Source organism: Streptomyces sp. NPDC104106 (genome assembly GCF_055584345.1).
The window spans coordinates 44,689-69,517 of sequence record NZ_JBVJMF010000020.1 but is presented as its reverse complement, the minus strand read 5'-3'; the positions used below and the strand labels follow the sequence as shown (position 1 = coordinate 69,517).

Here is a 24,829-nt window from a genome sequence, read left to right as displayed (position 1 = left end):
CCGCCACGGCGGCGGATGACCAGCGCACGGAAGAGGAGAGCGGCATGAGCGACGACGACACCACACCGGTCCCACGGCCCCCGCACGAACCGCTGACGTGCCTGGTGACCGGCGCGACCGGATACATCGGGGGCCGGCTCGTGCCGGAGCTGCTCGACAGGGGCCACCGCGTGCGCTGCCTGGTCCGCACACCGCGCAAACTGCGCGATCACCCATGGGCCGACCGGGTCGAGATCGTCCGGGGAGATGTGACCGACGCCGAGTCGGTGGGACGGGCGATGACCGGAGTGGACGTGGCCTACTACCTGGTCCACGCCCTCGCCTCGGGGCGCGGCTTCGAGCGCGCCGACCGCGAGGCGGCCCGCGCCTTCGGGGAACAGGCCCGCCGGGCCGGCGTCGGCCGCATCGTCTACCTGGGCGGCCTGACACCCCCGGCGGTGCCTGAGCGTGACCTCTCCCCGCACCTGCGTTCCCGCGCCGAGGTCGGCCGCATCCTGCTCGCCTCGGGCGTACCGACGGCCGTGCTGCGCGCCGCCGTCATCATCGGGTCCGGCTCCACCGGCTTCGAGATGCTGCGCTACCTCACCGAGCGGCTGCCCGTGATGGTCACTCCGCGCTGGGTGCGCACCCGGATCCAGCCGATCGCCGTACGGGACGTGCTGCGGCTGCTCACCGGATGCGCACACCTGCCCCGCGAAGTGAACCGGACCTTCGACATCGGCGGCCCGGACGTCCTGACGTACCGCGAGATGATGCGCCGCTACGCCGCCGTGGCCGGGCTGCCCCGGCGGCTGATCCTGCCCGTTCCCGTCCTCACCCCGGGCGTGTCCAGCCACTGGGTGGGCCTGGTGACGCCGGTCCCGGCCTCGATCGCGCGCCCCCTGACGGAGTCGCTGCGGCACGAGGTGGTGTGCCGCGAGAACGACCTCGAACGGTACCTGCCCGGTGTGCCCGGCCACCGCGTCGGCTTCGACCGCGCCGTCGCCCTCGCCCTGCAACGGGTCCGCGACGCCCAGGTCGCCACCCGCTGGTCGTCGGCCGCCGTCCCGGGTACCCCCAGCGACCCCCTGCCGACCGATCCGGACTGGGCGGGCGGCAGCCTCTACACCGATGTCCGCGAACGCGACGCCGACGCCACTCCCGAGGCGCTCTGGCAGGTCATCGAGGGCATCGGCGGGCAGAACGGCTGGTATTCCTTCCCGCCGGCCTGGGCGGTGCGCGGCTGCCTCGACCGCCTCGTCGGCGGCGTGGGTCTGCGCCGCGGCCGCCGCGACGCCCGCCGCCTGCGGGTCGGCGACTCGCTGGACTTCTGGCGCGTGGAAGAGATCGAACACGGGCACCTGGTGCGGCTGCGCGCCGAGATGCGACTGCCCGGCCTGGCCTGGCTGGAGATGTCCGTGGACGATGCCCGTGGCGGGCCCGTCCGGTACCGGCAGCGGGCGCTGTTCCACCCCCGCGGGCTGCTCGGCCAGCTGTACTGGTGGAGCGTGTCGCCGTTCCACGCGGTCCTCTTCGGTGGCATGGCCCGAAACATCGTCCGCGCCGCCGAGCGCGACGCACGTCCGTCGCAGCGGCTGGGGGCGCCCCCAGCCACGGCGGGTGCCCAGGCCGAAGACACCCGCGTCCGTGCCGGTTCCCCACTCGGAAGCAGCTGACCGTCCATGCACGTATCGGTCGTCCTGTTCACCGCCGATCTGCGCCTGCACGACCATCCGCCCCTGCGTGCGGCCCTGGAGGGGGCCGACGCCGTCGTCCCGCTGTTCGTGAGGGACAGCGCCGTCGAGGCGGCCGGGTTCGTCGCGCCCAACCGCCGCGCCTTTCTCGACGACTGCCTGGCGGACCTGGACGCCTCGCTGCGCCACAGGGGCGGCCGGCTCGTGCTGCGGAGCGGAGACCTGGTCGAGGAGGTGTGCCGGGTGGTCACCGAAGCGAACGCCGACTCCGTGCACATGTCGGCCGAGTGCAGCGGCTTCGCCGCCCGCCGGGAGGAGCGGCTGCGCTGCGCCCTGGAACGGCTCGGCCGGCGGCCGTTCGTCCACGACGCGACCACCGTCGCCGTGCCTCCCGGCGTGGTCACCCCCGCCTCCTCCGACCACTTCGCCGTCTTCAACCCGTACTACCGGCAGTGGGCGCGGGTGCCGCTGCGGCCGGTCGCCGGTGCCCCCCGCCACGTGCCCGTTCCCGACACGATCGACGGCGAGAAGGTCCCCGGCCCCGGCGAGACCATCGGCGAGTCCCCGGCCCTGCCGCGCGGCGGGGAGAGCCGGGCCCGCGCCCAGGTGACCGCCTACTGGCGCCACGGCCTCGCCGACTACGCCCGCACCCGCGACGACCTGGCCGGCGACACCACCTCGCGCCTCTCCGCCCACCTGCACTTCGGCACCCTGTCGCCGGTGGAACTGGTGCACCGGGCCCGCCGCAGCCAGGGCGCAGGTGCCGAGGCGTTCGTACGGCAGCTCGCCTGGCGCGATTTCCACCGCCAGGTGCTCGCCGCGCGGCCGCACACCGCGCACGCCGACTACCGCACCAAACGCGACCGCTGGCGCACCGAGCGGACCGCCGGTGCCGACATAGATGCCTGGCGCGAGGGCCGCACCGGCTACCCGGTCATCGACGCGGCGATGCGGCAACTGCGTCAGGAGGGCTGGATGCACAACCGGGCCCGGCTCCTGACCGCCAGCTTCCTGACCAAGACGCTCTACGTCGACTGGCGCATCGGCGCCGCCCATTTCCTGCGCTGGCTGGTCGACGGTGACGTGGCCGACAACCAGCTCAACTGGCAGTGGATGGCCGGCACCGGGGCCGACACCCGGCCCAACCGGGTGCTCAACCCGGTCACGCAGGGCAAGAAGTACGACCCGGAGGGCACCTATGTGCGCCGCTGGATCCCTGAACTCGCCGGGATCGGGGGCCCGTTGGTGCACGAGCCGTGGAAGCTGCCCGGACCGGACCGCGCGGCCCTCGACTATCCCGAGCGTGTCATCGACCTTGCCGACGGCCGGGACCGCTTCCGCCGGGCCCGTGGCCAACCGCCGTGACCGACGAACTCCTGTGGGCTGCCACGACTCTCGATGAACGGCGGTCCGCCCTCGCCGCATCGGCCGCCGATGACCGGCTCGACACAGCCCCGACGCCCGATCCGCCGGCTGCCCGACCTGCCTGAGTCCGCGTCACTGGCGCCTTCGGCCCTGCTGGTGGACACCGACCGCCACGCCGCTGCGCTGTCCCTATCCCTCGGCGAGGACCGCGGCCCGCCGGACTCCCGGGCTCAGTGAGGCGATCAGGGCGACCAGGAGTGTCAGGCCGGAGAGGGCCAGGACGGCGCCGCGCGGGCCGGTGAGGTCCAGCAGGCCACCCGCGATCAGCGAGCCGAAGGGAATGGCGCCCCAGCTGACCAGCAGGACGATGCTCTTGATCCGGCCCAGCATGTGGTCCGGGATGACCTTGTACTGGTAGCCGACGACCACCACGTTCCACACCGGGCCGACGAAGGCCATCGCCGCCACCAGCGGGCCGAGCGTCAGGGGCGACGGCATGACGGCGATCGGCACCAGTAGCAGCACCCACAGCCAGGTCGCCCCGATCGCCACCGTACGCGGCGAGAGCCGGCGCTGGATCCACGGCGCGGCGAACGCCCCGGCGAGGCCGCCGAAGCCGAAGAAGCCGAGCACGGCACCGGTGAGCCCCGACGAGGCCCCCAGATGCCGGGCGAGCACGATCAGCACCAGCGTCAGCGCCTGGAACATGACGTTGGTGAGCGCCACGCACACCACGGTGACCCGGATGAACGGCTGCCCCACCAGCCAGCGCACCCCGGCCGCCACCTCCCGCCACAGCGACCCGGCCGGCTCGGTGCGCCGTACCCGCAGATCGGCGCGGATGGCGGAGAGCGTCAGGAAGGAGACGACGTAGGAGAGGGCGTCGGCGAGAAAGGGCAACGCGTGCGCGACGCCGTACAGCAGGCCGCCGAGCGGCGGGCCGGCGAGTCCGGCGCCCCGGGACTTCGCCTCCTGCTGGGCGAGTGCCGGCGTCAGCTGCTCGGGACGCACGAGCGCCGGAAGCACGGACTTCTCGGCGACGCTGAAGAAGACGTAACAGGTGCCGCCGACGAAACCCGCCACCAGCAGCTGCGCGTACGTCAGCCGACCCAGCCACAGGGCCACCGGCACACTGCCGAGCGCGACCACGCGCACGCCCTCGCACCACAGCATCACCCGTCTGCGGTCGAGCCGGTCGAGGAGCGCCCCCGCGGGCAGGTAGAACAGGAGGTAGGGGAGGGTGGAGACGAAACCCGCGATCCCCGCGCGGCCGGCCGAGCCCGTCATGGCCAGCACGATCAGCGGGACGGCGACGGACGACATCCGGGTGCCGAGCGTGGACAGCACCTGACCGGACCACAGCAGCACGAAGTCCCGGTTGCGCCACAGCGACGGCACCTTCACCGGGTCCGCACGCCGGGCCGGTTCCGCATCCGCCTGCCTCACGTGCCCTCACTTCCCCCGCGCGTCCTGGCCTGTTCCCACCCGATCACGGGCGGCCGCTTCGGCGCACCACCGTTTCCCGGCCATCCGCCGCGCCCGCCGGCCACCGGAACGGCGGATGGCCGGATCCAGCCCCCGCCGCCCCGCTCGAGGCGTCGCAATGGCCGAAAGAATTCCCTCCCGGCGATCGGGTCCGCGGAATCTTTGCAGGTGATTGACCAGTCTTTAACGGTCGGCCGGTGTGCCCTGTACGCGGTGTCGGCCGAATCCATTCGTTGACTGCGGAAAATGAACTCCCGTACCATCGACGACCGTTGATCAAAGTGGCCTGATAGGGCCCGTCGATCCGATCTGTGTGCACCCCCCGAAGGATTCATGGCGGACACCCCGCCGCGCATCCGCGCATCCCCTGGAGGCGGAGACTTGAGTCAGGCACATACGGAAACCGGACAGCACCTCACCGCGGAACTGGAAGAGCGCATACGTGACCTCGCCCGGTCCACCGCGGCCAGCGACGCACTCGACAACGCCTTCTACCCCACCTGGATGAGCCGGGCGCTCACCGCGGACCAGGTGGAACTCTTCGCCCGCAATTTCTACGAGCGCGTGAGCGACACCCCGAACCGGATCGCCCTCGCCTTCCTGCACATGCGTGACGTCCGCGCACGGGCCGAGACCGTGGAGAACCTGGCCGACGAGATGGGCATGGGCGACGCCCGCAAGGCCCACTCGGTGCTGCTCCGGCGGTTCTTCGAGACCCTGCTGTCCAGGCTGCGCGGCGTGGACGTCGACTTCGACTCGCTCACCGCCCCCGTCCTGCCGACCACCCGCACCCTGATCGAGGAGAGCCACCGGCTGTTCAGCAGCAGCCGTCCCGCCGAGGTCTGCGGCGCCCTCCTCGCCCAGGAGTGGCACGCCTACTCGCAGCTCGTCTTCATCTACGAGGGCGTCCGCAACTACATGCCGCTGTTCGAACTGGAAGAATTCCACGAGAACTGCGAGTACTTCTACCTGCACATCGGCGCCACGGAAAAGCAACACAAGATCCACTCCCTTTCCACCGCCGCCAAGATGTGCCGGGACCTGGACGACTACGCCCATCTGGAGAAGGGGTTCCGCGGCTACCTCGACCTGCTGTCCGCGAACTGGGCGGAAATACACAAGGAAATCAATGCCCGCTGATCCGGAACAACCTTCCGGGGCGGCCGAATCCACCACGTTGCTCGACCAGAACCACATCGCCGAGATCATCCGCCGCATCGGCAGGGACGCCGTCATGGACCGCGTCATCGACCGCCTGCAGGCGGCCTTCGCCGGCGAGCACGCCGGAGCGGACACCACACCCGCCCGCGCGGGCTTCGTCCGCAGCGGCGAGCACACCGGCGTGCTGGAGTGGATGCCGCACCGGCAGCCCGGCCGGGCCGTCACCCTGAAACTCGTCGCCTACACCCCCGACAACCCCAGCACCCGCGGCCTGCCCACCATCCTCAGCACCATCGCCCGCTTCGACGACGTCACCGGTCGGCTCACCGTGCTCTGCGACGGCGTCCTCCTCACGGCCGTGCGCACCGGCGCCGCCTCAGCGGTCGCCACCCGCCTCCTGGCCCGCCCCGACAGCACCGTCCTCGGCGTCATCGGCGCGGGAGCCCAGGCGGTCACCCAGGTGCACGCCCTCAGCCGGGTCCTGCCCCTGCGCGAGGTCCTGGTGCACGACATCGACCCGGACCGGGCCCGGAGTCTGGGCCGCCGGGTGGCCTTCACCGGCCTGCCGGTACGCGCCAGCGACCCCTGGACCATCGCCGCCCAGTCCCATGTCCTGTGCACGGCGACCACCGTGGCCCCCGGCGCGCCACCGGTGCTGCCCACCGTGCCCGACGCACCGGACGCGCACGTCAACGCCATCGGCGCCGACCTGCCCGGCAAGACCGAACTGCCCCTGGAACTGCTGCACCGCGCCGCCCTGGTCTGCCCCGACCACCCGGAACAGGCCCGCAGGGAAGGCGAGTGCCAGCGCCTCGACGCCTCCCGTGTCGGACCGGCCCTCGGCCGGCTGTGCGCCGAGCCCGGCCGCGCCGCGGCCTTCCGGACCGGCCTCACCGTCTTCGACTCCACCGGCACCGCGTTGGAGGACCACGTCGCCCTGGACGTGTTCGCCGAACTCGCCCGCGCGGAGGGCATCGGCACCCCGACCCGGATCGAGTACCTGCCGGCCGACTGCGTCGACCCCTACGCGCCCCCCGTCCCGGACGCCCCCCAGCCCCGGCCGTCCGGTTCGAGCCCGCCGTCACAGGGCCCGCCCGCGGCCGCACCCGCACATGAAGGAGCGAGCCATGCCAGGCCCGGACACGACGGAACCAGACGTGCCGGGGCCCGCACGTGAACGAGCGAGCCGTGCCGAACCCGGACGCTGCCGAGCGAGCCGTGCCGGGTTCGCACATGAAGGAGCGAGCCATGCCAGGCGACATCCCCGGAGACGACGTCCGAGCCCAGCTCACCGCACTGCGCCGGGAACACCCGGACCTGTACGCCTGCGTCGACCGTGAGCGCGCCCTGGCCTGGGGCGCCGAGTTCCGCGCCGCGGCCCCCGCCCGGGACCACTTCGGCGCCGACGCCGCCGGCGGCCGCGGCGACGCCTATGTCCGGGCCCAGGCCAGCGACATGTCCGCCCGCGCCGTCGGTATCAGCCGCCTCATGGACCTGGCCGTACGGAACGCCGCGGACCCCGGCCCCAGCCGCGACCTGCTGCTGATCGACCTCCTCGGCGGTGACGGCCTCGTCCGGCGGGTCTGCGCACGCCTCGGCCTCGACCGGCTCGCCGTGCTCACCTGCGACGCCTCCCCGTTCATGGTGGAGGCCGCACTCGCCGCCGGCCTCCCGGCACTGCTCCAGCGGGCCGAACAGCCGCTGATGCGCCGTGACTCCGTCGACGTGGTGCTGCTCGCCTACGGCTCCCACCACATCCCGGTCGAGCAGCGGGTGACAGTGGCCGCCGAGGCGTACCGCATGCTGCGCCCCGGCGGTGTCTTCCTGCTCCACGACTTCCTGGTCGGGTCGCCGATGGAGACCTGGTTCGCCGACGTGGTCGATCCCTATTCCGTCACCGGGCACAAGTTCCCGCACTTCACCGCCACCGAGATCGAGGGACTGCTCGCCAAGGCGGGCTTCGCCGAGCAGCGGCTGGTGGAGCTGGACGACCCGTACACCGTCACCGGGCCGACGCGCGAGGAGGCCGAACTCAGGCTCGGCGGTTACCTGCTGGACATGTACGGCCTCGAGCGCGCCCGCCGCAGGATGGGGGCCGACGCGGCGGCCCGCTGGGCCCTGGAACGGGGCAAGGACGTGTTCCTCGGAGACGACACCGCGGCCCGGCACACCATGACCGGCCAGGACACCGCCGCCGGCGGGGGCTGGCGCTCCGTGCTGCCCCGGCGCGCCGTGGTCGGCCTGGGCCTGAAACTCAGCTGAGCGGGCGGGCCGGCGCCCGCCCCGCAGGAGGGGTCAGCATGCTGAAAGGTTTCCGTTCCGTCCCCGAACTCTTCCACGCACAGGCGGCCGCTACGCCCGACGCCATCGCCGTCATCGTCGACACGGGGGACGGGGAGGCCGGCGCGGGCACCGGGCACGCGGACCGTGCCGGTGCCTCGTTCACCTACCGACAACTCGCCACGGCGGCCGACCGGATCGCCCGGTTGCTGCGTGAGCGCGGCGCCGGAACCGAGCAGGCCGTGGCCATCGCCCTGCCCCGCTCGGCCTGGACGGTCGTCGCCTCCCTCGCCGCTTTGAAGACCGGCGCCGCCTACCTCCCCCTCGACCTCGACCTGCCCACGGCCCGTCTGCACACGATGCTCAACGACGCCGGGCCCGTCCTGCTCGTCACCGACAGCCCGACCCTGGCCCGCCTGCGCCCAGCCGGCACCGCCGCATCCCAGACCGCCCCTTCACCCGTGCTGACCGACCCGCTGCTGGTCGACGACCCGGCCGTCCACGACGCCCTGACAGCGCCCCCGGCCGAGCCACCGTCCCTCGCAGACCCGTTTGCCCCTGCCGGCCCACCGGCCGTTGCGGATCCGGTCACCTCTGCGCACCCGCCGGTCCCTGTGGCCCCGCCGGCCCCCTCCAGGCGGCCCCATCCCCACGAGTCCTTCTACCTCCTCTACACCTCCGGCTCGACCGGAGCGCCCAAGGGCGTGGTGCTGCGGCACGAGTCGGTCACCCACCGGCTGCGCTGGATGCAGGGCGAGTACCGGCTCAGGGCGGGCGACCGCGTCCTGCACAAGACGTCCCCCGGCTTCGACGTCTCCGTCTGGGAGATGTTCTGGCCGCTGGTCACCGGTGCCACCGTCGTCGTGGCACGTCCCGGCGGCCAGCAGGACCCCGCCTACCTCGCCTCCGTCATCCGCCGCCACCGCGTCACGACCACCCACTTCGTGCCCTCCATGCTGGAGGTCCTCCTCCTCGAACCCGAACTCGCGCGCTGCACGCATCTGCGCCATGTCATCTGCAGCGGCGAAGCGTTCACACCCCGCCTGGCCGAGCAGTTCTTCGCCGTCCTCGGCCGTACCGTCCACAATCTCTACGGCCCCACCGAGACCACCGCCTGCACCAACCGCCGCCTGGACACCGGCCGCCTCGGCACCACCGTGCCCATCGGCCGCGCCCTCGGTGACATGCGGGTCTGGGTCCTGGACGCCGCCCTGCGGCCGGTACCCCCTGGCACCGCGGGCGAGCTGTACGTGGCCGGCCCCGGCCTGGCACGTGGCTACCTCGGCCGGCCCGGACTGACCGCCGGACGTTTCGTGGCCTGCCCCTTCAGGGGGGAGGGTGAGCGGATGTACCGGACCGGCGATCTCGTGCGCTGGAACGCGGACGGCGAACTGGAGTTCATCGGTCGCGCAGACGCCCAGGTGAAGATCCGCGGCCACCGCGTCGAACCGGGTGAGGTGGAGGCGCGGCTGGTGGCGCATCCGTCGGTGGCGCAGGCGGCGGTGGTGGCGTCGGCGCGTGGGGATCTGGTGGCGTACGTCGTCGCAGCGGAGGAGGTCACCTGTGATCCGGGGGAGTTGCGGGCGTTCGTGGCGCAGTCGCTACCGGACTACATGGTGCCGTCGGCCGTCGTCCCACTGGAGCGGCTGCCGCTGACGGTGAACGGCAAGCTGGACCGGCGTGCCCTGCCGGAACCGGTGCGCGCGCCGCTGCCCGGCGGGCGTCCGCCCCGCACTCCGCGCGAGGAGGTCCTGTGCCGGCTGTTCGCCGAGGTGCTGGACCAGGAACGGGTCAGCATCGATGACGACTTCTTCGCGCTGGGTGGGCACTCGTTGCTCGCGACCCGGCTGGTCAGTCGGCTGCGTACGGTTCTCGGGGTGGGTATCGGGGTTCGTGACGTGTTCGAGGCGTCCACCCCGGCTGTGCTGGCCGGGCGGCTCACGGTGGGGGCTGTGTCTGTGCGGCCGGAGTTGGTGCGGTGGGAGCGTCCGGAGCGGGTTCCGTTGTCGTTCGCGCAGCGCCGGTTGTGGTTCCTGAACCGGTTGGAGGGGCCGGATCCGAGTTACAACGTGTCTTTTGCGCTGCGGCTGAGGGGTGTGGTGGAGCGGGGGGCTCTGGAGCGGGCGTTGGGTGATGTGGTGGCCCGGCACGAGGCGTTGCGGACGGTGGTGTACGAGGTGGAGGGGGTGCCGTACCAGCGGGTGCTGCCCGTCGGTGAGGCCCGGCCGGTGTGGGAGGTGCGGTCTGTGGGGGCGGGGGAGTTGGGGGAGGTGTTGCGTGCGGGGGCGGTGCACGCTTTCGATCTGACGGCGGAGCTGCCGTTGCGTGGGGCGTTGTTCGTGGTGGGTGACGGTGAGCACGTGTTGCAGTTGACGTTGCATCATATTACGTGTGACGGCTGGTCGTTGCGGCCGTTGGCGGAGGATCTGTCGGTGGCGTACGCGGCTCGGTGTGCGGGGCGTGCTCCCGGGTGGGAGCCGCTGCCGGTGCAGTACGCGGACTACACGCTGTGGCAGTACGAGGGCCTGGCGGAGGGCGACGCCTACTGGACGGCCGTACTGCGCGGTCTTCCCGACGAACTCCCCCTGCCCACCGACCACAAGCGCTCCGCCTCGCCCGCCCACCACGGCGAACGCCTGCACCGGGCCGTCGACTCCGGCCTGCACCGGGGGGTCGTGGAGCTGGCGCGGGCGTCGGGGGTGAGTGTGTTCATGGTGCTGCACGCGGCGTTGGCGGCGTTGCTGACGCGGTTGGGTGCGGGGTCGGACATCGTGGTGGGCACGCCGGTTGCGGGGCGGTCCGATGACCGGCTGGAGGCGTTGGTGGGGTTCTTCGTGAACACGCTGGTGCTGCGGACGGACACGGGTGGGGATCCGTCGTTCCGGGAGTTGCTGGGGCGGGTGCGGGAGACGGACCTGGCGGCGTACTCGCATCAGGAGACACCGTTCGAACGGCTGGTGGAGGTGCTCAACCCGCCCCGCCACCCGAACCGCAACCCCCTCTTCCAGACCATGCTCGCCCTCCAGACGGGCGCGACACCCACTCCACGCCTCGGGGGCCTCGACGTGACCCCCGAGCCGGTCGCGACCAAGGCCGCCCGGTTCGACCTGTTCTTCGACCTCACCGAGGAACGTGACGCGCAGGGCGCCCCCGCCGGACTCGCCTGCGTCCTCGAATACGACGCCGCGCTGTTCGCACAGACCACCGCGGAGAAGCTCTGGTGGCGGCTGGAGACGCTGCTTCGCGAGGTGGTCGCCGATGCCGATCGCGGGATCGGTGAAATCGACCTCCTCACTCCGGAGGAACACCGGCTGCTGCTGCCGCCCGCCACACCCGTCGCCGCGCCGTCCGCCACCGTCCCGGCGGCCTTCCGCGCCCAGGCGCGCCGCACCCCGGACGCCGTCGCCGTGTCCGGCCCCGACGCCGAACTCACCTATCGCGCCCTGGACGAGGCCTCCGACCGGCTCGCCGTCCGACTCGCCCGGGAGGGCGTGCGCGCCGGTGCCACGGTCGCCGTCCTGCACCGCCGCTCGACCCGGGCGGTCGTCTCCGTCCTCGCCGTCCTGAAGGCCGGCGCCGCCTACGTCCCCCTCGACCCGGCCGCCCCGCCGCCCCGCAGGGACCGCACCCTGGCCGACGCCGGCGTGGACCTTGTCCTCACCGACGTGCCCGGCTCGGCCCCGGACTGGCCCGGCCACGTCCGCACGCTCACGGTCCTGGACCCGGCCCCCGCCGTGCCGGTCGGCCCGGCCCCGGACCGCGCCACCCCCCGGCCGGACGACCTCGCCTACGTCATGCACACCTCGGGCTCCACCGGAGTCCCGAAGGGCATCATGACCACCCACGCCGACATCGTCGCGCTCACCCTCGAGCCGGTCTGGCGGACGGGCGGTTACGAGCGCGTCCTGTGGCACTCGCCCCTGGCCTTCGACGCCTCCACGTTCGAACTCTGGGTGCCCCTGCTCACCGGCGGCACCGTCGTCGTGGCGCCGCCCGGAGACGTCGACGGCCCGGTGCTCCGCGACCTCGTCACCCGGCACCGCGTCACCGCGCTCTGGCTCACCGCGGGCCTGTTCCATGTGCTCGCCGAGGAACAGCCCGGCTGCTTCCATGGCGTCCGCAGGCTGTGGGCCGGCGGCGACGCGGTGTCGCCGGACGCCGTACGCCGGGTCCTGCGCGCCGAGCCGGGCCTGGAGATCACCAACGGCTACGGCCCCACCGAGACGACCACCTTCGCCACCCGCCACACCGTGCCGGCCGACGGCACCCTCGGCGACCGCGTCCCCATCGGCCGGCCCCTGCACGGCATGCGGGCGTTCGTGCTGGACGAGCGGCTGCGGTTGGTGCCGCCCGGCACGGTCGGGGAGTTGTATGTGGCCGGTGCCGGGCTGGCACGTGGCTACCTCGGCCGGCCCGGACTGACCGCCGGACGCTTCGTGGCCTGCCCCTTCGGGGGGGGAGGGTGAGCGGATGTACCGGACCGGGGACTTGGTGCGCTGGAACGTGGATGGAGTGCTGGAGTTCGTCGGTCGCGCGGATGCTCAGGTGAAGGTGCGTGGTTTCCGGGTGGAGCCGGGTGAGGTGGAGGCGCGGCTGGTGGCGCATCCGTCGGTGGCGCAGGCGGCGGTGGTGGCGTCGGCGCGCGGGGATCTGGTGGCGTACGTCGTCGCAGCGGAGGAGGTCACCTGTGATCCGGGGGAGTTGCGGGCGTTCGTGGCGGGGGTTCTGCCGGAGTACATGGTGCCGTCGGCCGTGGTCTCGTTGGAGCGGTTGCCGTTGACGGTGAACGGGAAGCTGGACCGGCGGGCGCTGCCGGAACCGGAGCGGACCGGTACCGGGGGCGGCCGGGCGCCGCGCGGCCCCGAGGAGGCTGTCGTCTGCGAGCTGTTCGGGGAGGTGCTGGGGGCCGAGGGCGTCGGTCCCGATGACGACTTCTTCGCGCTGGGTGGGCACTCGTTGCTCGCGACCCGGCTGGTCAGTCGGCTGCGTACGGTTCTCGGGGTGGGTATCGGGGTTCGTGACGTGTTCGAGGCGTCCACCCCGGCTGTGCTGGCCGGGCGGCTCACGGTGGGGGCTGTGTCTGTGCGGCCGGAGTTGGTGCGGTGGGAGCGTCCGGAGCGGGTTCCGTTGTCGTTCGCGCAGCGCCGGTTGTGGTTCCTGAACCGGTTGGAGGGGCCGGATCCGAGTTACAACGTGTCTTTTGCGCTGCGTCTGAGGGGTGTGGTGGAGCGGGGGGCTCTGGAGCGGGCGTTGGGTGATGTGGTGGCCCGGCACGAGGCGTTGCGGACGGTGGTGTACGAGGTGGAGGGGGTGCCGTACCAGCGGGTGCTGCCCGTCGGTGAGGCCCGGCCGGTGTGGGAGGTGCGGTCTGTGGGGGCGGGGGAGTTGGGGGAGGTGTTGCGTGCGGGGGCGGTGCACGCTTTCGATCTGACGGCGGAGCTGCCGTTGCGTGGGGCGTTGTTCGTGGTGGGTGACGGTGAGCACGTGTTGCAGTTGACGTTGCATCATATTGCGTGTGACGGCTGGTCGTTGCGGCCGTTGGCGGAGGATCTGTCGGTGGCGTACGCGGCTCGGTGTGCGGGGCGTGCTCCCGGGTGGGAGCCGCTGCCGGTGCAGTACGCGGACTACACGCTGTGGCAGTACGAGGGCCTGGCCGAGGACGACGCCTACTGGACGGCTGTACTGGCCGGTCTTCCCGACGAACTCCCCCTCCCGGTGGACCGCCCCCGCAGCATCACCGGTCAGCGCGGCGGTGCCCTCGTGTCCACCCGGATACCGGTGGAGGTGCACCGGGGGGTCGTGGAGCTGGCGCGGGCGTCGGGGGTGAGTGTGTTCATGGTGCTGCACGCGGCGTTGGCGGCGTTGCTGACGCGGTTGGGTGCGGGGTCGGACATCGTGGTGGGCACGCCGGTTGCGGGGCGGTCCGATGACCGGCTGGAGGCGTTGGTGGGGTTCTTCGTGAACACGCTGGTGCTGCGGACGGACACGGGTGGGGATCCGTCGTTCCGGGAGTTGCTGGGGCGGGTGCGGGAGACGGACCTGGCGGCGTACTCGCATCAGGAGACACCGTTCGAACGGCTGGTGGAGGTGCTCAACCCGCCCCGCCACCCGAACCGCAACCCCCTCTTCCAGACCATGCTCGCCCTCCAGACGGGCGCGACACCCACCCCCGACCTCGCACACCTGGACGTCGGCCTGGAGCCCGTCGACACCGGCGTCGCCAAGTTCGACCTGTTCTTCGACCTCACCGAGGAACGCGACGCGCAGGGCGCCCCCGCCGGACTCGGGGTGCGCATCCGCTACGCGACGGCCCTCTTCGAGCGCACCACGGCCGAGCGCATCGGCACGTACCTGATCCGGCTGCTCGCTGCGGCGGCGACCCGCCCCGACCTCCCCATCGGCGCCCACGACCTCATCGCCCCCGTCGAGCGGGAGCAACTGGTCGCCTGGGGGCAGGGCCCCGCCATCACGCCCCGGCACCGCACGGTGGCCGAGGTGTTCGAGGCCCAGGCGGCCCGCACCCCGGACCGCACGGCCCTCGTCCACGACGCACAGCGGCTCACCTACGCGCAGCTCGACGCGCGGGCCAACCGCCTCGCCCATCTGCTCACCGCGCGGGGCGCCGGGCCGGGCAGACGCGTCGCGCTCTGCCTGCCGGCGTCGGGCGACATGGTCGTGGCACTGCTCGCCGTCCTGAAGAGCGGAGCCGCCTACCTCCCCGTGGACCCCGGATACCCGTCGGACCGGTTGCGCCGCATCCTCGCCGACGCGGCCCCGGCGCTCCTCGTCACCACCCGGGCCGACGCCCCGCCGGCGGACGCCCCGGCGCCCCGGCGGATCCTCCTGGACGACCCCGCGGTCCGTGGCGCGCTCGACCGCTCCCCGCAGACGGCTCCCGACGACCGGGCGCGCCTGTGGCCGCTCGACGGCGCGGACACCGCGTACATCCTCTACACCTCCGGCTCGACCGGCGAACCGCGCGGTGTGGAAGTGCCGCACAGCGCCGTGGTCAACTACTGCGCCGGGCTGCGGGCCGCGCTGCCGGCGCCCCGGCTGTGGGCGGACGGCTCCGAAGCCGCGCTGGTCTCCCCGTTCGTCTTCGACGGATCCCTTAAGCAACTGGCCCTGATGCTGCGCGGTGTTCCCCTGCACGTCCTGCCGGACGACGTCCGGCGCGACGCCGAGGCGCTCACCTCGTACGTCCGGGAGCAGCAGGTCACCACCGTCAACTGCACCCCCTCCTATCTGCGCGCCCTCACCGAGGCCGGGATGTTCGAGTCCGCACAGCGGCCCGCCGTCCTGCTGGTCGGCGGTGAGGCGATCAGCGAGGACAGCTGGCGGGCTCTCGCCGCCACCGACGGCGTCACCTTCTACAACCACTACGGCCCGACCGAGTGCACCATCAACACCCTGATCGCCGAGGCCACGGGCAGTACCCCGGTGATCGGCAGGCCCATGGCGAACGTCCGCGTCCACGTGCTGGACGAGCGTCTGCGGTTGGTGCCGCCCGGCACGGTCGGGGAGTTGTATGTGGCCGGTGCCGGGCTGGCGCGGGGGTATCTGGGCCGGCCGGGGTTGACCGCGGGGCGTTTCGTGGCCTGTCCCTTCGGGCGGGAGGGCGAGCGGATGTACCGGACCGGCGATCTCGTGCGCTGGAACGTGGATGGCGTGCTGGAGTTCGTCGGTCGCGCGGATGCTCAGGTGAAGGTGCGTGGTTTCCGGGTGGAGCCGGGTGAGGTGGAGGCGCGCCTGGTGGCGCATCCGTCGGTGGCGCAGGCGGCGGTGGTGGCGTCGGCGCGCGGGGATCTGGTGGGGTACGTGGTTCCGATGGGTGGAGTGGCCTGTGATCCGGGGGAGTTGCGCGCGTTCGTGGCGCAGTCGCTACCGGACTACATGGTGCCGTCGGCCGTGGTCTCGTTGGAGCGGTTGCCGTTGACGGTGAACGGGAAGCTGGACCGGCGGGCGCTGCCGGAACCGGAGCGGACCGGTACCGGGGGCGGCCGGGCGCCGCGCAGCCCCGAGGAGGCTGTCGTCTGCGAGCTGTTCGGGGAGGTGCTGGGGGCCGAGGGCGTCGGTCCCGACGACGACTTCTTCGCGCTGGGTGGGCACTCGCTGCTCGCTACCCGGCTGGTCAGCCGGGTGCGCACGGTCCTCGAGGTCGAACTGCGGATCCGGGACCTCTTCGAGGCACCCACCCCCGCCCAGTTGCTGGGCCGCGTCGGGACCGCTGACCGGGCCCGGCCCGCGCTGACCCCGCGGTCCCGCCCCGCCCGGCTCCCGCTGTCGTTCGCCCAGCGCCGGCTGTGGTTCCTGAACCGGCTCGACGGCCCCGATCCGAGCTACAACATCCCCTTCGCGCTGCACCTGACCGGCCCGCTGGACCAGGACGCCCTGGAGCGGGCGCTGGGTGATGTGGTGGCCCGGCACGAGACGCTGCGGACGGTCGTGTACGAGGTGGACGGAGAGCCGTACCAGCGGGTGCTGCCCGCCGCCGAGGCCCGGCCCGCCCTGGCCGTCGTACCCGTGCACCGCGGCACGCTCGCCGAGGCCGTGCGCACGGCCGCCCGCCGGACCTTCGACCTGACAAACGGGCTGCCCGTACACGGCGAACTGCTCGAAGTCCGCGAGGACGAGCACGTCCTCGTGCTGACCGTGCACCACATCGCCTGCGACGGCTGGTCCAACGGCCCCCTCGCCCGCGACCTCGCCGCCGCGTACGCCGCCCGGTGCGCGGGCCGCGCCCCGCAGTGGCAGCCGCTGCCGGTGCAGTACGCGGACTACACGCTCTGGCAGTACGACGGTCTTCCCGACGACGCCTACTGGACGACCGTACTGGCCGGACTGCCCGAAGAACTGGCCCTGCCCACCGACCGGCCCCGCCCCACCGAGGCCACCCGGGCGGGAGAACTGCTGCACGGCCGGATACCGGTGGAGGTGCACCGGGGGGTCGTGGAGCTGGCGCGGGCGTCGGGGGTGAGTGTGTTCATGGTGCTGCACGCGGCGTTGGCGGCGTTGCTGACGCGGTTGGGTGCGGGGTCGGACATCGTGGTGGGCACGCCGGTTGCGGGGCGGATCGATGACCGGCTGGAGGCGTTGGTGGGGTTCTTCGTGAACACGCTGGTGCTGCGGACGGACACGGGTGGGGATCCGTCGTTCCGGGAGTTGCTGGGGCGGGTGCGGGAGACGGACCTGGCGGCGTACTCGCATCAGGAGACACCGTTCGAACGGCTGGTGGAGGTGCTCAACCCGCCCCGCCACCCGAACCGCAACCCCCTCTTCCAGACCATGCTCGCCCTGCAGAACACCCCTCGCGACGACTTCGGGTTCCCCGGCCTGACCGTGCGGCAGGAGACCGTCGGCACCGGCACCTCGCGGTTCGACCTCACCTTCCTGCTGACCGAGGAGAACCGGCCGGACGGCACCCCCGACGGTCTGCGCGCCACCGTCGAGTTCAGCACCGAGCTGTTCGACCGCGAAAGCGTCGCCGCCCTCCTCGACCGTCTCGTCCGGTTCCTGGGCGCCGCCCTGCGCAACCCCGACCGGCCCATCAGCGCAGCAGACCTCCTCTCGCCCGCCGAACGGCACACCCTGCTCGCCGCGGACACCCCCGCCGTGCCCGTACAGCGCAGCGTGCCCGAACTCTTCGAGGCACAGGTCCGCCGTACCCCCGGCGCCCCCGCGTGCAGCCACGCCGAAGGCGTCCTCACCTACCGCGAACTCGACGCCCGCGCCAACCGGCTGGCGCGCCACCTCGCCGCGCTCGGCGCCGGACCCGATCGGCTCGTCGCGGTCGCCCTGCCCCGCGGCCTCGACCTGCCCGTCGCCCTGCTCGCGATCCTCAAGGCGGGCGCCGTCTACCTGCCGCTCGACCTCGCTCACCCGGACCCCCGGATCCGGGCCGTCCTCGCCGACGCCGACCCCGACGTCGTCCTCACCCGCACCGACGCCCTGCCCCGGCTCGCCCACCGCGGCACCACCGTCGCCCTCGACGATCCCTCGACCCTGCGGACGCTCTCCGCGCTCCCCGACGCTCCGCCCGGCCGCCGCCCCGACCCGGCGACCCTCGCCTACGTCATCTACACCTCCGGCTCCACCGGCACCCCCAAGGGCGTCGCCATGCCCCACCGCGGGCTGGCCAACCTCCTCGCCTGGCACCGCGGCCGCTTCCCCGGCGGCCCGGGCACCCGCGTCGGCCAGTTCACCGCCCTCGGCTTCGACTTCTCGGTGCAGGAGATCCTGGCCACCCTCGTCACCGGCAAGACCCTCGTCCTGCCCGACGAGGAGACCCGCCGGGACGGGGAACGTGCCACCCGCTGGCTCGCGGACGAACACGTCAACGAGCTGTACGCCCCCACCTCCGTCATCGACGCCCTGCTGGATTCCGCCGCTGCCCGCGGCCGCGAACTGCCCGACCTGACCGACCTCCTCCAGGGCGGCGAGGCCCTGACCGCCACCCCCCGCCTGAAGGACTTCTGCACCCCCCGCCCGGGCCGGCCCGCGCGGCGCGTCCACAACGTGTACGGCCCCGCCGAGACCCACGCCGTCACCACCCACACACTCGACGGCGACCCCGCCGACTGGCCGCACACCGTCCCCATCGGCGACCCGGTCAGCAACCTCCGGCTCTTCGTGCTGGACGCCTCGCTCAACCCCGTACCGCCGGGCGTGACCGGCGAGCTGTACGCCACCGGCGACGGGGTCGCGCGCGGCTATCTGCGGCGGCCCGCGCTGACCGCGGCCCGTTTCGTGGCCTGCCCGTACGGGCCGCCCGGCACGATCATGTACCGCACCGGTGACCTCGTCCGCCGCACCCGGCACGGACAGCTGGAATACCTGGGGCGCGCCGACGACCAGGTGAAGATCCGCGGCTTCCGGGTCGAGCCCGGCGAGATCGAGGCGCGCCTCGCCGCCCACCCCGCCGTGGCCCGGGCCGTCGTCGTCGCCCGCCCCGCCGCCACCGGCGGACGGGAACTCGTCGGCTACGTGGTGCCCCGGCCAGGCAGCGACGCCGAACCGGCGGCCCTGCGCACCCATGTCGCGGACGCCCTGCCCGACCACATGGTCCCCGCGCACCTCGTCCAGCTGGACGCGCTGCCGCTCACCGCCAACGGCAAACTCGACAAGCGCGCGCTGCCGGCCCCGGCGGCCGGAGCCGCCCCCGGCCCGGGCCGGGCACCCGCCAACCCGCACGAGGAACTGCTCTGCACGCTCTTCGCGGAGGTCCTCGGCCGGCCCCGGGTCGGCGCCGACGACGACTTCTTCGCCCTCGGCGGCCACTCCCTGCTGCTGATCCGCCTCATCACCCGGATCCGCGCCCTGCTCGGCGCCGAACTCCCGCTCAGCGCCGTCTTCCGCGACCCCACTCCGGCCCGGCTGGGCCGCCGGCTCGGCAGCGGCGACGGCCAGGACTGGCTCGACCCGTTGCTGCCGCTGCGCCCCACGGGCAGCGGGCCGGCCCTGTTCTGCCTGCACCCCGGCGGCGGCCTCGGCTGGTGCTACGCCGCTCTCATGCGGCATCTGCCCGACCACCCCGTCTACGCCCTCCAGGCCCGCGGGCTCGCCCGGTCGCAGCCCCTGCCGGACAGCGTCGACACCATGGCCGCCGACTACCTCGGCCAGATCCGCAAGATCCAGCCCACCGGCCCCTACCACCTGGTGGGCTGGTCGCTGGGCGGCATGGTCGCCCACAACATCGCCGCCCGACTCGAGCGGGCCGGGCAACAGATCGCGCTGCTCGCCCTGCTGGATGCCCGGCCCGCCCCGCCCGGCGCACCGGCAACTCCCGCCTGGGACCCCACCGACGAAAGGGAACTCCTGATCAGGGCCCTCGACTCGTTCGACCCGGACGTGCTGCGCGCCGCCGAGGCGCCCACCGACCGGGCCGCCCTGCGCGCCCTCCTGCACCGCGAGGGCAGCGCCCTCGCCGCCCTGGACGAACCCACCCTCGACGCCCTGGTCGACGTGTACGCGCACAGCGTCGCCATCCTCGGCCGCTACCGCCCGCCCCACTACGGCGGCGACGCCCTGCTGTTCAGCGCCGACCTCGACGCCCACCGCCACCCGATCGACGAGGCCTGGCGCCCCTACATCGCCGGCACCCGGACCGCCCACTCCGTGCCCTGCCACCACACTCACATGCTGCGGCCCGAACCTGCCGCCCGGATCGCCCGCGTCCTCGCCGAGGCCCTGCACGGCCCCGCCCGGCCCGGACACTGACCAGGAGGAACCCCACCACCATGGACACCACCAACCCCTTCGACGACCCCGACGGCCGCTTCCTGGTGCTGGTCAACGCCGAGAACCAGCACTCCCTGTGGCCGGCCCCGATCGCCGTACCGCCCGGCTGGCGGGTCGCCCACCCCGAGGACAGCCGGGACGCCTGCCTCGCCTACGTCGAGGAACACTGGACAGACATGCGCCCGGCCAGCCTGGTCCGCGCCCAGGACGGTGGCGGGGCCTGACCCGGCCGGGACGGCGGGATCCGGGACGCTCATGCCGGATCTCCGCCTGCTCGGCCACACTTCCACCTGCTTGCCGAGCCGTCGGCCCGCGCGATCCGGTTCCGGACGTCCCAGTGGGGCGCCGCCGCCCAGATCTGCGCGGCTGCGGGCTGATCGGGGGTGCGGGTGGCACTGCTCTTGCTCCCCAGGGCTGCCCTGCCGCCGGCCCACGCCTGCGCGCCCGGCCGGCTACAGCCCGACCAGCACATCATGGGCTGCCTGGCCCGCGGCGGGATCCGCGCGGGCGCATCGCGGCGCGGACACCGAGAACTCGTGGGCGGGGCCGGACCGGTCGATCGACACCACCGCTCCCCGGCGGTCCACGACCGGGCGTTCGGTGTCGGTGTCAGGGTGTTCGGGACGCGGCGGTGTCGCGGAGGAGCCCGGCGAAGCTCAGGGCGGCGGGGGTGAGCGAGTGGTCGGCCATGCGAACCAGGAGGATGCGCCGGATGGGGGCCGGGGGCTGGAGCGGCAGGACGCTGACGCCGGGTCGGACGCCCTCCAGGGCCAGGGTGGGCGCGAGGGCGACGCCGATGCCCGCGGCGACCATGGCCTGGGCTTCCTGGTAGTCGTGGGCCTCGTAGGCGATGTGGGGCTCGAAGCCGACGGCGCGGCAGCCGCGGACGAGGGCTTCGGCCACCGGGTGATGTTCGGCGCGGGTGATCCAGGGGTCCCGTGCGAAGTCGGCGAGTGAGGCGGCGTCGCGGCCGGCGAGTGGATGGTGGTCGCTGACGAGAAGGGCCGGCGGGTCATCGAGGAGGGGGGTGACGACGATGTCCTCCCGGTCGATTCGGCTCCAGTCGTAGTCCCACATCAGCGACATTTCGATCTCCCGGTTCTCCAGCATGGTCCAGAGTCCGGCGATGCGGGCGCTGCGGACGGTCAGCCGCACGTCGGGGTGGGCGTCCCGGAAGGCGATCACGGCCTGCGGGAGGAGCGAGGCGCCGACCGTGGGGAAGGTGCCGATGCGCAGTGTGCCCGCGCGCAGACCGGCGTAGTCGGCGAGTTCGTTTTCCGCGGCCTGCAGTTCGCGTTCGATCCGTTGCCCTCGTTCGGCCAGCGCCCGTCCGGCCTCGGTGAGGGTGACCCCCCGGGCGTGGCGTTCCAGCAGAGGCTGCCCCGCTTCCGCTTCCAGGCGGCCGATCTGCTGCGATACCGCTGACGGTGTGTAGTTGAGGGCGCGGGCGGTCGCTGTCACCGAGCCGCGCCGGGCGACCTCCGTGAACAGCAGGATGCGCCGGACGTCGAGCACGCCACCACCTCTAGCGTTCACTTCACCTTAATAGCCATGCAGATTTCCGAGATTGTACTTCACACTGACGTAACCCACCGTGGAGGACACCACGCACGGCGAGACCGTCGGTGGACTTCCCCTTCCATGGCTGTGAGGAGTCAGTTGTGCTGCGTCTGCAGGGCGAGATGATCCGCGGAGGAACCAGCAAGTGCTGGATCTTCGACCACCGCGACGTGGCCGCCACGGGCGTGGACGTCGATGCCCTCCTGCTCGCCGCCTTCAACGCCGCCGACCCCCGCCAGATCGACGGCGTGGGCGGCGCCTCCTCCACCACCTCCAAGGCCGCCGTCGTACAGGCGTCGACCCGACCCGATGTGGATGTCGAGTACGCCTTCGCGCAAGTCGGCATCGGCGACGAGCGCGTGGAGTGGGCCAGCAACTGCGGCAACTGCGCCACCGCCGTGGCCCTGTACGCCGTCCACCACGATCTCGTGCCGATCGCGTCGGACACCACCACCGTCCGCATGCTCAACGTCAACACCGGGGCCCGCCTCACCGGCACGATTCCCACCCCCGCGGGCCTCGCCCCGGAGGAGGGCACCGCCGTGGTGCCGGGCACCTCGGCGCCGGGCGTGCCGGTCCTGCTCGGGTTCCAGGACCCTGCGGGCTCGACCACCGGCCGCACTCTGCCGACCGGCCGGGCACTGGACGAGCTGACCGGACCGGACGGCCCCGTCGAGGCGTCCCTGGTGGACGCCGGCGCGCCGGCCGCGCTGTTCGAGGCCAAAGCGTTCGGCCTCGACGGCACGGAATCCCTCACCGCGTTCGCCACCGCGGTGCCCGCGCTGACACTGCTGCGCCGCCAGGCAGCGCTGGCCATGGGACTGGTCCGCGAGGGCGATCCGGTCAGCCACGCGGTGCCGAAAGCGGGAATCGTCGCCCGCCCCGCCCTCTATCGCACCACCCACGGCACACTCGTCAACCAGGACGAGTACGACCTGGCCGTGCGCATGGTCTCCATGCACGCCCCGCACCCGGCGATCGGCCTGACCTCCGCCGTGGCCCTGGCCACGGCCGCCGCCACCCCCGGCACCCTCGCCCACCGCGTGGCCCGGCAGACCGCCGACGGCACGTTGCGCCTGGGCACCCCCGCCGGCGTGGTCACCACCCGAGCCGTCCCCGCACCGGACGGCGCGTCCCCCACGGTGCTGCTGCACCGCGCCGCCCGGCGTATCGCCCGAGCCGAACTCCTCGTTCCCGTCCTGGAAGGACGCCCCGCATGAGCCGCAACGCCGCTGCCCCGGGTACCGTCACCGCACCACCGGGCCGCATCCGCCGGATGCTGTCCCACCTGTACGTCCAGTGCCTGATCGCCGTCCTCCTCGGCGCCGCCGTGGGCGGGCTGTGGCCCTCCGTCGGCGGTGACCTCAAGCCGCTCGGCGACGGCTTCATCGCGCTGGTGAAGATGTTCATCGCGCCGATCATCTTCTGCACGGTCGCCCACGGCATCGCCTCCATGGGCAACGCCCGCGCGGTCGGCCGCGTGAGCCTGAAGGCCCTGGTCTACTTCGAGGTGCTGACCACCGTGGCCATGGTGATCGGCCTGGTCGTCGTCAACGTCGTCAAGCCGGGCAGCGGTCTGCACATCGACCTCTCCACCCTGTCCACCGAGGGCCTGCCGCCGGAGACGACCACGGCCCACCAGGGCTTCGCCGCCTTCCTCCTCACCATCATCCCGGCCACCCTGGTCGGCGCCCTGACCGGCAACGAGATCCTGCCGGTGCTCCTTGTGTCGGTACTGTTCGGCTTCGGCCTGCACGCGAGCGGAGAAGCGGGCCTGAGCATCGCCCGGGGCGTCGAGAAGTTCTCCACGGTCCTGTTCACGCTCATCCGCTGGATCATGCGGCTGGCCCCCGTCGGCGCGTTCGGCTCCATGGCCTTCACCATCGGCCACTACGGCCTGGGCACCCTGCGCCACCTGGCCCTGCTGGTCGGCTCGTTCTGGCTGACCGCCCTCGTCTTCGTCCTGGTCGTCCTCGGCACCGTGATGCGTCTGAACGGACTGCGGCTGCTGCCCTTCCTGCGCTACATCAAGGAAGAGCTGCTGATCGTCCTGGGCACCTCCTCCACCGAGCCCGTCCTGCCGCGCATGATGGCCAAACTCCAGCACGCCGGCGCCTCGAAACCGGTCGTCGGCATCACACTGCCCGCCGGGTACTCCTTCAACCTCGACGGCACCGCCATCTACCTGACCATGGGCTCGGTCTTCCTCGCCCAGGCCCTCGGCATCGACCTCAGCCTCACCCGGCAACTGGCCATGCTCGCCGTCATGCTGCTCACCTCCAAGGGCGCCGCGGGCGTCACCGGCTCCGGCTTCATCGCCCTGGCCGCCACGCTCAGCGCTGTCCCCCATGTCCCGGTCGCCGCCCTCGCGCTGATCTTCGGCGTCGACCGGTTCATGTCCGAAGCCCGCGCCCTGACCAGCCTGGTCGGCAACGGCGTCGCCACCCTGGCCGTCGCCCGCTGGGAGGGCGAGCTCGACGAGGACCGCGCCAAGGCCGTCCTGGGCGGCGAGATTCCCTACGCCCCAGCCCCCGCTCCTTCCACGGTGCCGGCCGAGCCCGACGCGCAGGAGACGCCCGCGCCAACCCGCGCCCCCGTTCCCGCCACGAGCTGACGTCGCATGGGCGGGCCGGGCCGGAGCTGACGCTGCGGCCCGGCCCGCCCATGTCTCAACAGGACGTGGGCGATTCGAGCACCGGGCCACCCTGGAGGACTTCGACTTCAGCGCCTCCCCGACACCGGGTTCCGTCCCGCGGGCCGTGATCCGCTCGCGCATCCTGCGACGGACCGGGTCCGCCAGGAGATGCTGCCCGAGCCGGTCGCGCGGGCCCGGACCAGGGGCGAACGGCCAGGGAGAAGGTGCACGCCTTCGGCTGCCACAGCGGTCGCCCGCCTCGTCCGCGAAGCACAGCGGGGCGTCCCGGTCCCTCACCGTCATCCCGCCGTGGTCCCGTTCCATGCGTGACGGACGCCCCGACGGCTCGCGGGACCCAAGGCCCGCATCCCGTCGTCCCGCCAGCGGGCATACCGTGCACAGGCGGACTCCCGTGAGATCCGCAACCGCCACG

General features: G+C 72.9%; 12 protein-coding genes. 10 read left to right on the top strand and 2 right to left on the bottom strand.

The features are described 5' to 3' along the window. The first annotated feature begins 44 nt into the window (after positions 1-44). Positions 45-1,655 carry an SDR family oxidoreductase gene (locus tag ACZ60X_RS34860; RefSeq protein WP_469607277.1) on the top strand — a complete coding sequence of 537 codons (1,611 nt, stop codon included), beginning with the start codon at positions 45-47 and terminating at the stop codon, positions 1,653-1,655. A gap of 6 nt (positions 1,656-1,661) precedes the next feature. Next, complete coding sequence (locus ACZ60X_RS34855) at positions 1,662-3,038, top strand: cryptochrome/photolyase family protein (RefSeq protein ID WP_469607275.1); 1,377 nt, start codon at positions 1,662-1,664, stop codon at positions 3,036-3,038. 189 nt (positions 3,039-3,227) lie between these two features. On the opposite strand, the gene ACZ60X_RS34850 is transcribed toward ACZ60X_RS34855, so the two are convergent. Further along, positions 3,228-4,484 carry an MFS transporter gene (locus tag ACZ60X_RS34850; RefSeq protein ID WP_469607272.1) on the bottom strand — a complete coding sequence of 419 codons (1,257 nt, stop codon included), beginning with the start codon at positions 4,482-4,484 and terminating at the stop codon, positions 3,228-3,230. Positions 4,485-4,904: 420 nt separating this feature from the next. Here ACZ60X_RS34850 and ACZ60X_RS34845 point away from each other — a divergent pair, with 420 nt between their 5' ends. From ACZ60X_RS34845 to ACZ60X_RS34820, 6 genes are all read left to right on the top strand, one after another. Next, entirely contained in the window at positions 4,905-5,663 is a 759-nt protein-coding gene (locus ACZ60X_RS34845) for an iron-containing redox enzyme family protein (RefSeq protein WP_469607270.1), read from the top strand. Continuing rightward, positions 5,653-6,861 (top strand): ornithine cyclodeaminase family protein, encoded by a 1,209-nt coding sequence (locus tag ACZ60X_RS34840; RefSeq protein WP_469607267.1) that lies wholly within the window; start codon positions 5,653-5,655, stop codon positions 6,859-6,861. The genes ACZ60X_RS34845 and ACZ60X_RS34840 overlap by 11 nt, the downstream gene beginning before the upstream one ends. A 71-nt stretch (positions 6,862-6,932) precedes the next feature. Then, positions 6,933-7,946, top strand: a complete 1,014-nt coding sequence (locus ACZ60X_RS34835; protein WP_469607265.1) for a methyltransferase domain-containing protein — start codon at positions 6,933-6,935, stop codon at positions 7,944-7,946. Positions 7,947-7,984: 38 nt separating this feature from the next. Continuing rightward, a complete protein-coding gene (locus ACZ60X_RS34830; protein WP_469607262.1) occupies positions 7,985-12,430 on the top strand; it encodes an amino acid adenylation domain-containing protein in 4,446 nt (1,481 codons plus the stop codon). A 4-nt stretch (positions 12,431-12,434) separates the two neighbouring features. Continuing rightward, on the top strand, positions 12,435-20,180 hold the full coding sequence (locus ACZ60X_RS34825) for an amino acid adenylation domain-containing protein (protein WP_469607259.1): 7,746 nt from the start codon (positions 12,435-12,437) through the stop codon (positions 20,178-20,180). Between the two features lie 20 nt (positions 20,181-20,200). Further along, the gene (locus ACZ60X_RS34820) at positions 20,201-20,425 is read left to right on the top strand and encodes an MbtH family protein (protein ID WP_469607256.1); all 225 of its coding nucleotides are present in this window, start codon (positions 20,201-20,203) and stop codon (positions 20,423-20,425) included. 385 nt (positions 20,426-20,810) lie between these two features. Here the strand turns inward: ACZ60X_RS34820 and ACZ60X_RS34815 are convergent, their stop codons facing one another. Then, positions 20,811-21,716: a LysR family transcriptional regulator gene (locus ACZ60X_RS34815; protein ID WP_469607253.1), complete on the bottom strand. Its 906-nt coding sequence runs from the start codon at positions 21,714-21,716 to the stop codon at positions 20,811-20,813. Positions 21,717-21,862: 146 nt separating this feature from the next. On the opposite strand from ACZ60X_RS34815, the gene ACZ60X_RS34810 reads away from it, so the two are divergent. Both ACZ60X_RS34810 and dctA read left to right on the top strand, forming a co-directional pair. Then, positions 21,863-22,981, top strand: a complete 1,119-nt coding sequence (locus ACZ60X_RS34810) for a PrpF domain-containing protein (RefSeq protein ID WP_469607250.1) — start codon at positions 21,863-21,865, stop codon at positions 22,979-22,981. Next, a complete protein-coding gene (gene dctA / locus ACZ60X_RS34805) occupies positions 22,978-24,375 on the top strand; it encodes a C4-dicarboxylate transporter DctA (RefSeq protein WP_469607248.1) in 1,398 nt (465 codons plus the stop codon). The genes ACZ60X_RS34810 and dctA overlap by 4 nt, the downstream gene beginning before the upstream one ends. Positions 24,376-24,829: the final 454 nt, after the last annotated feature.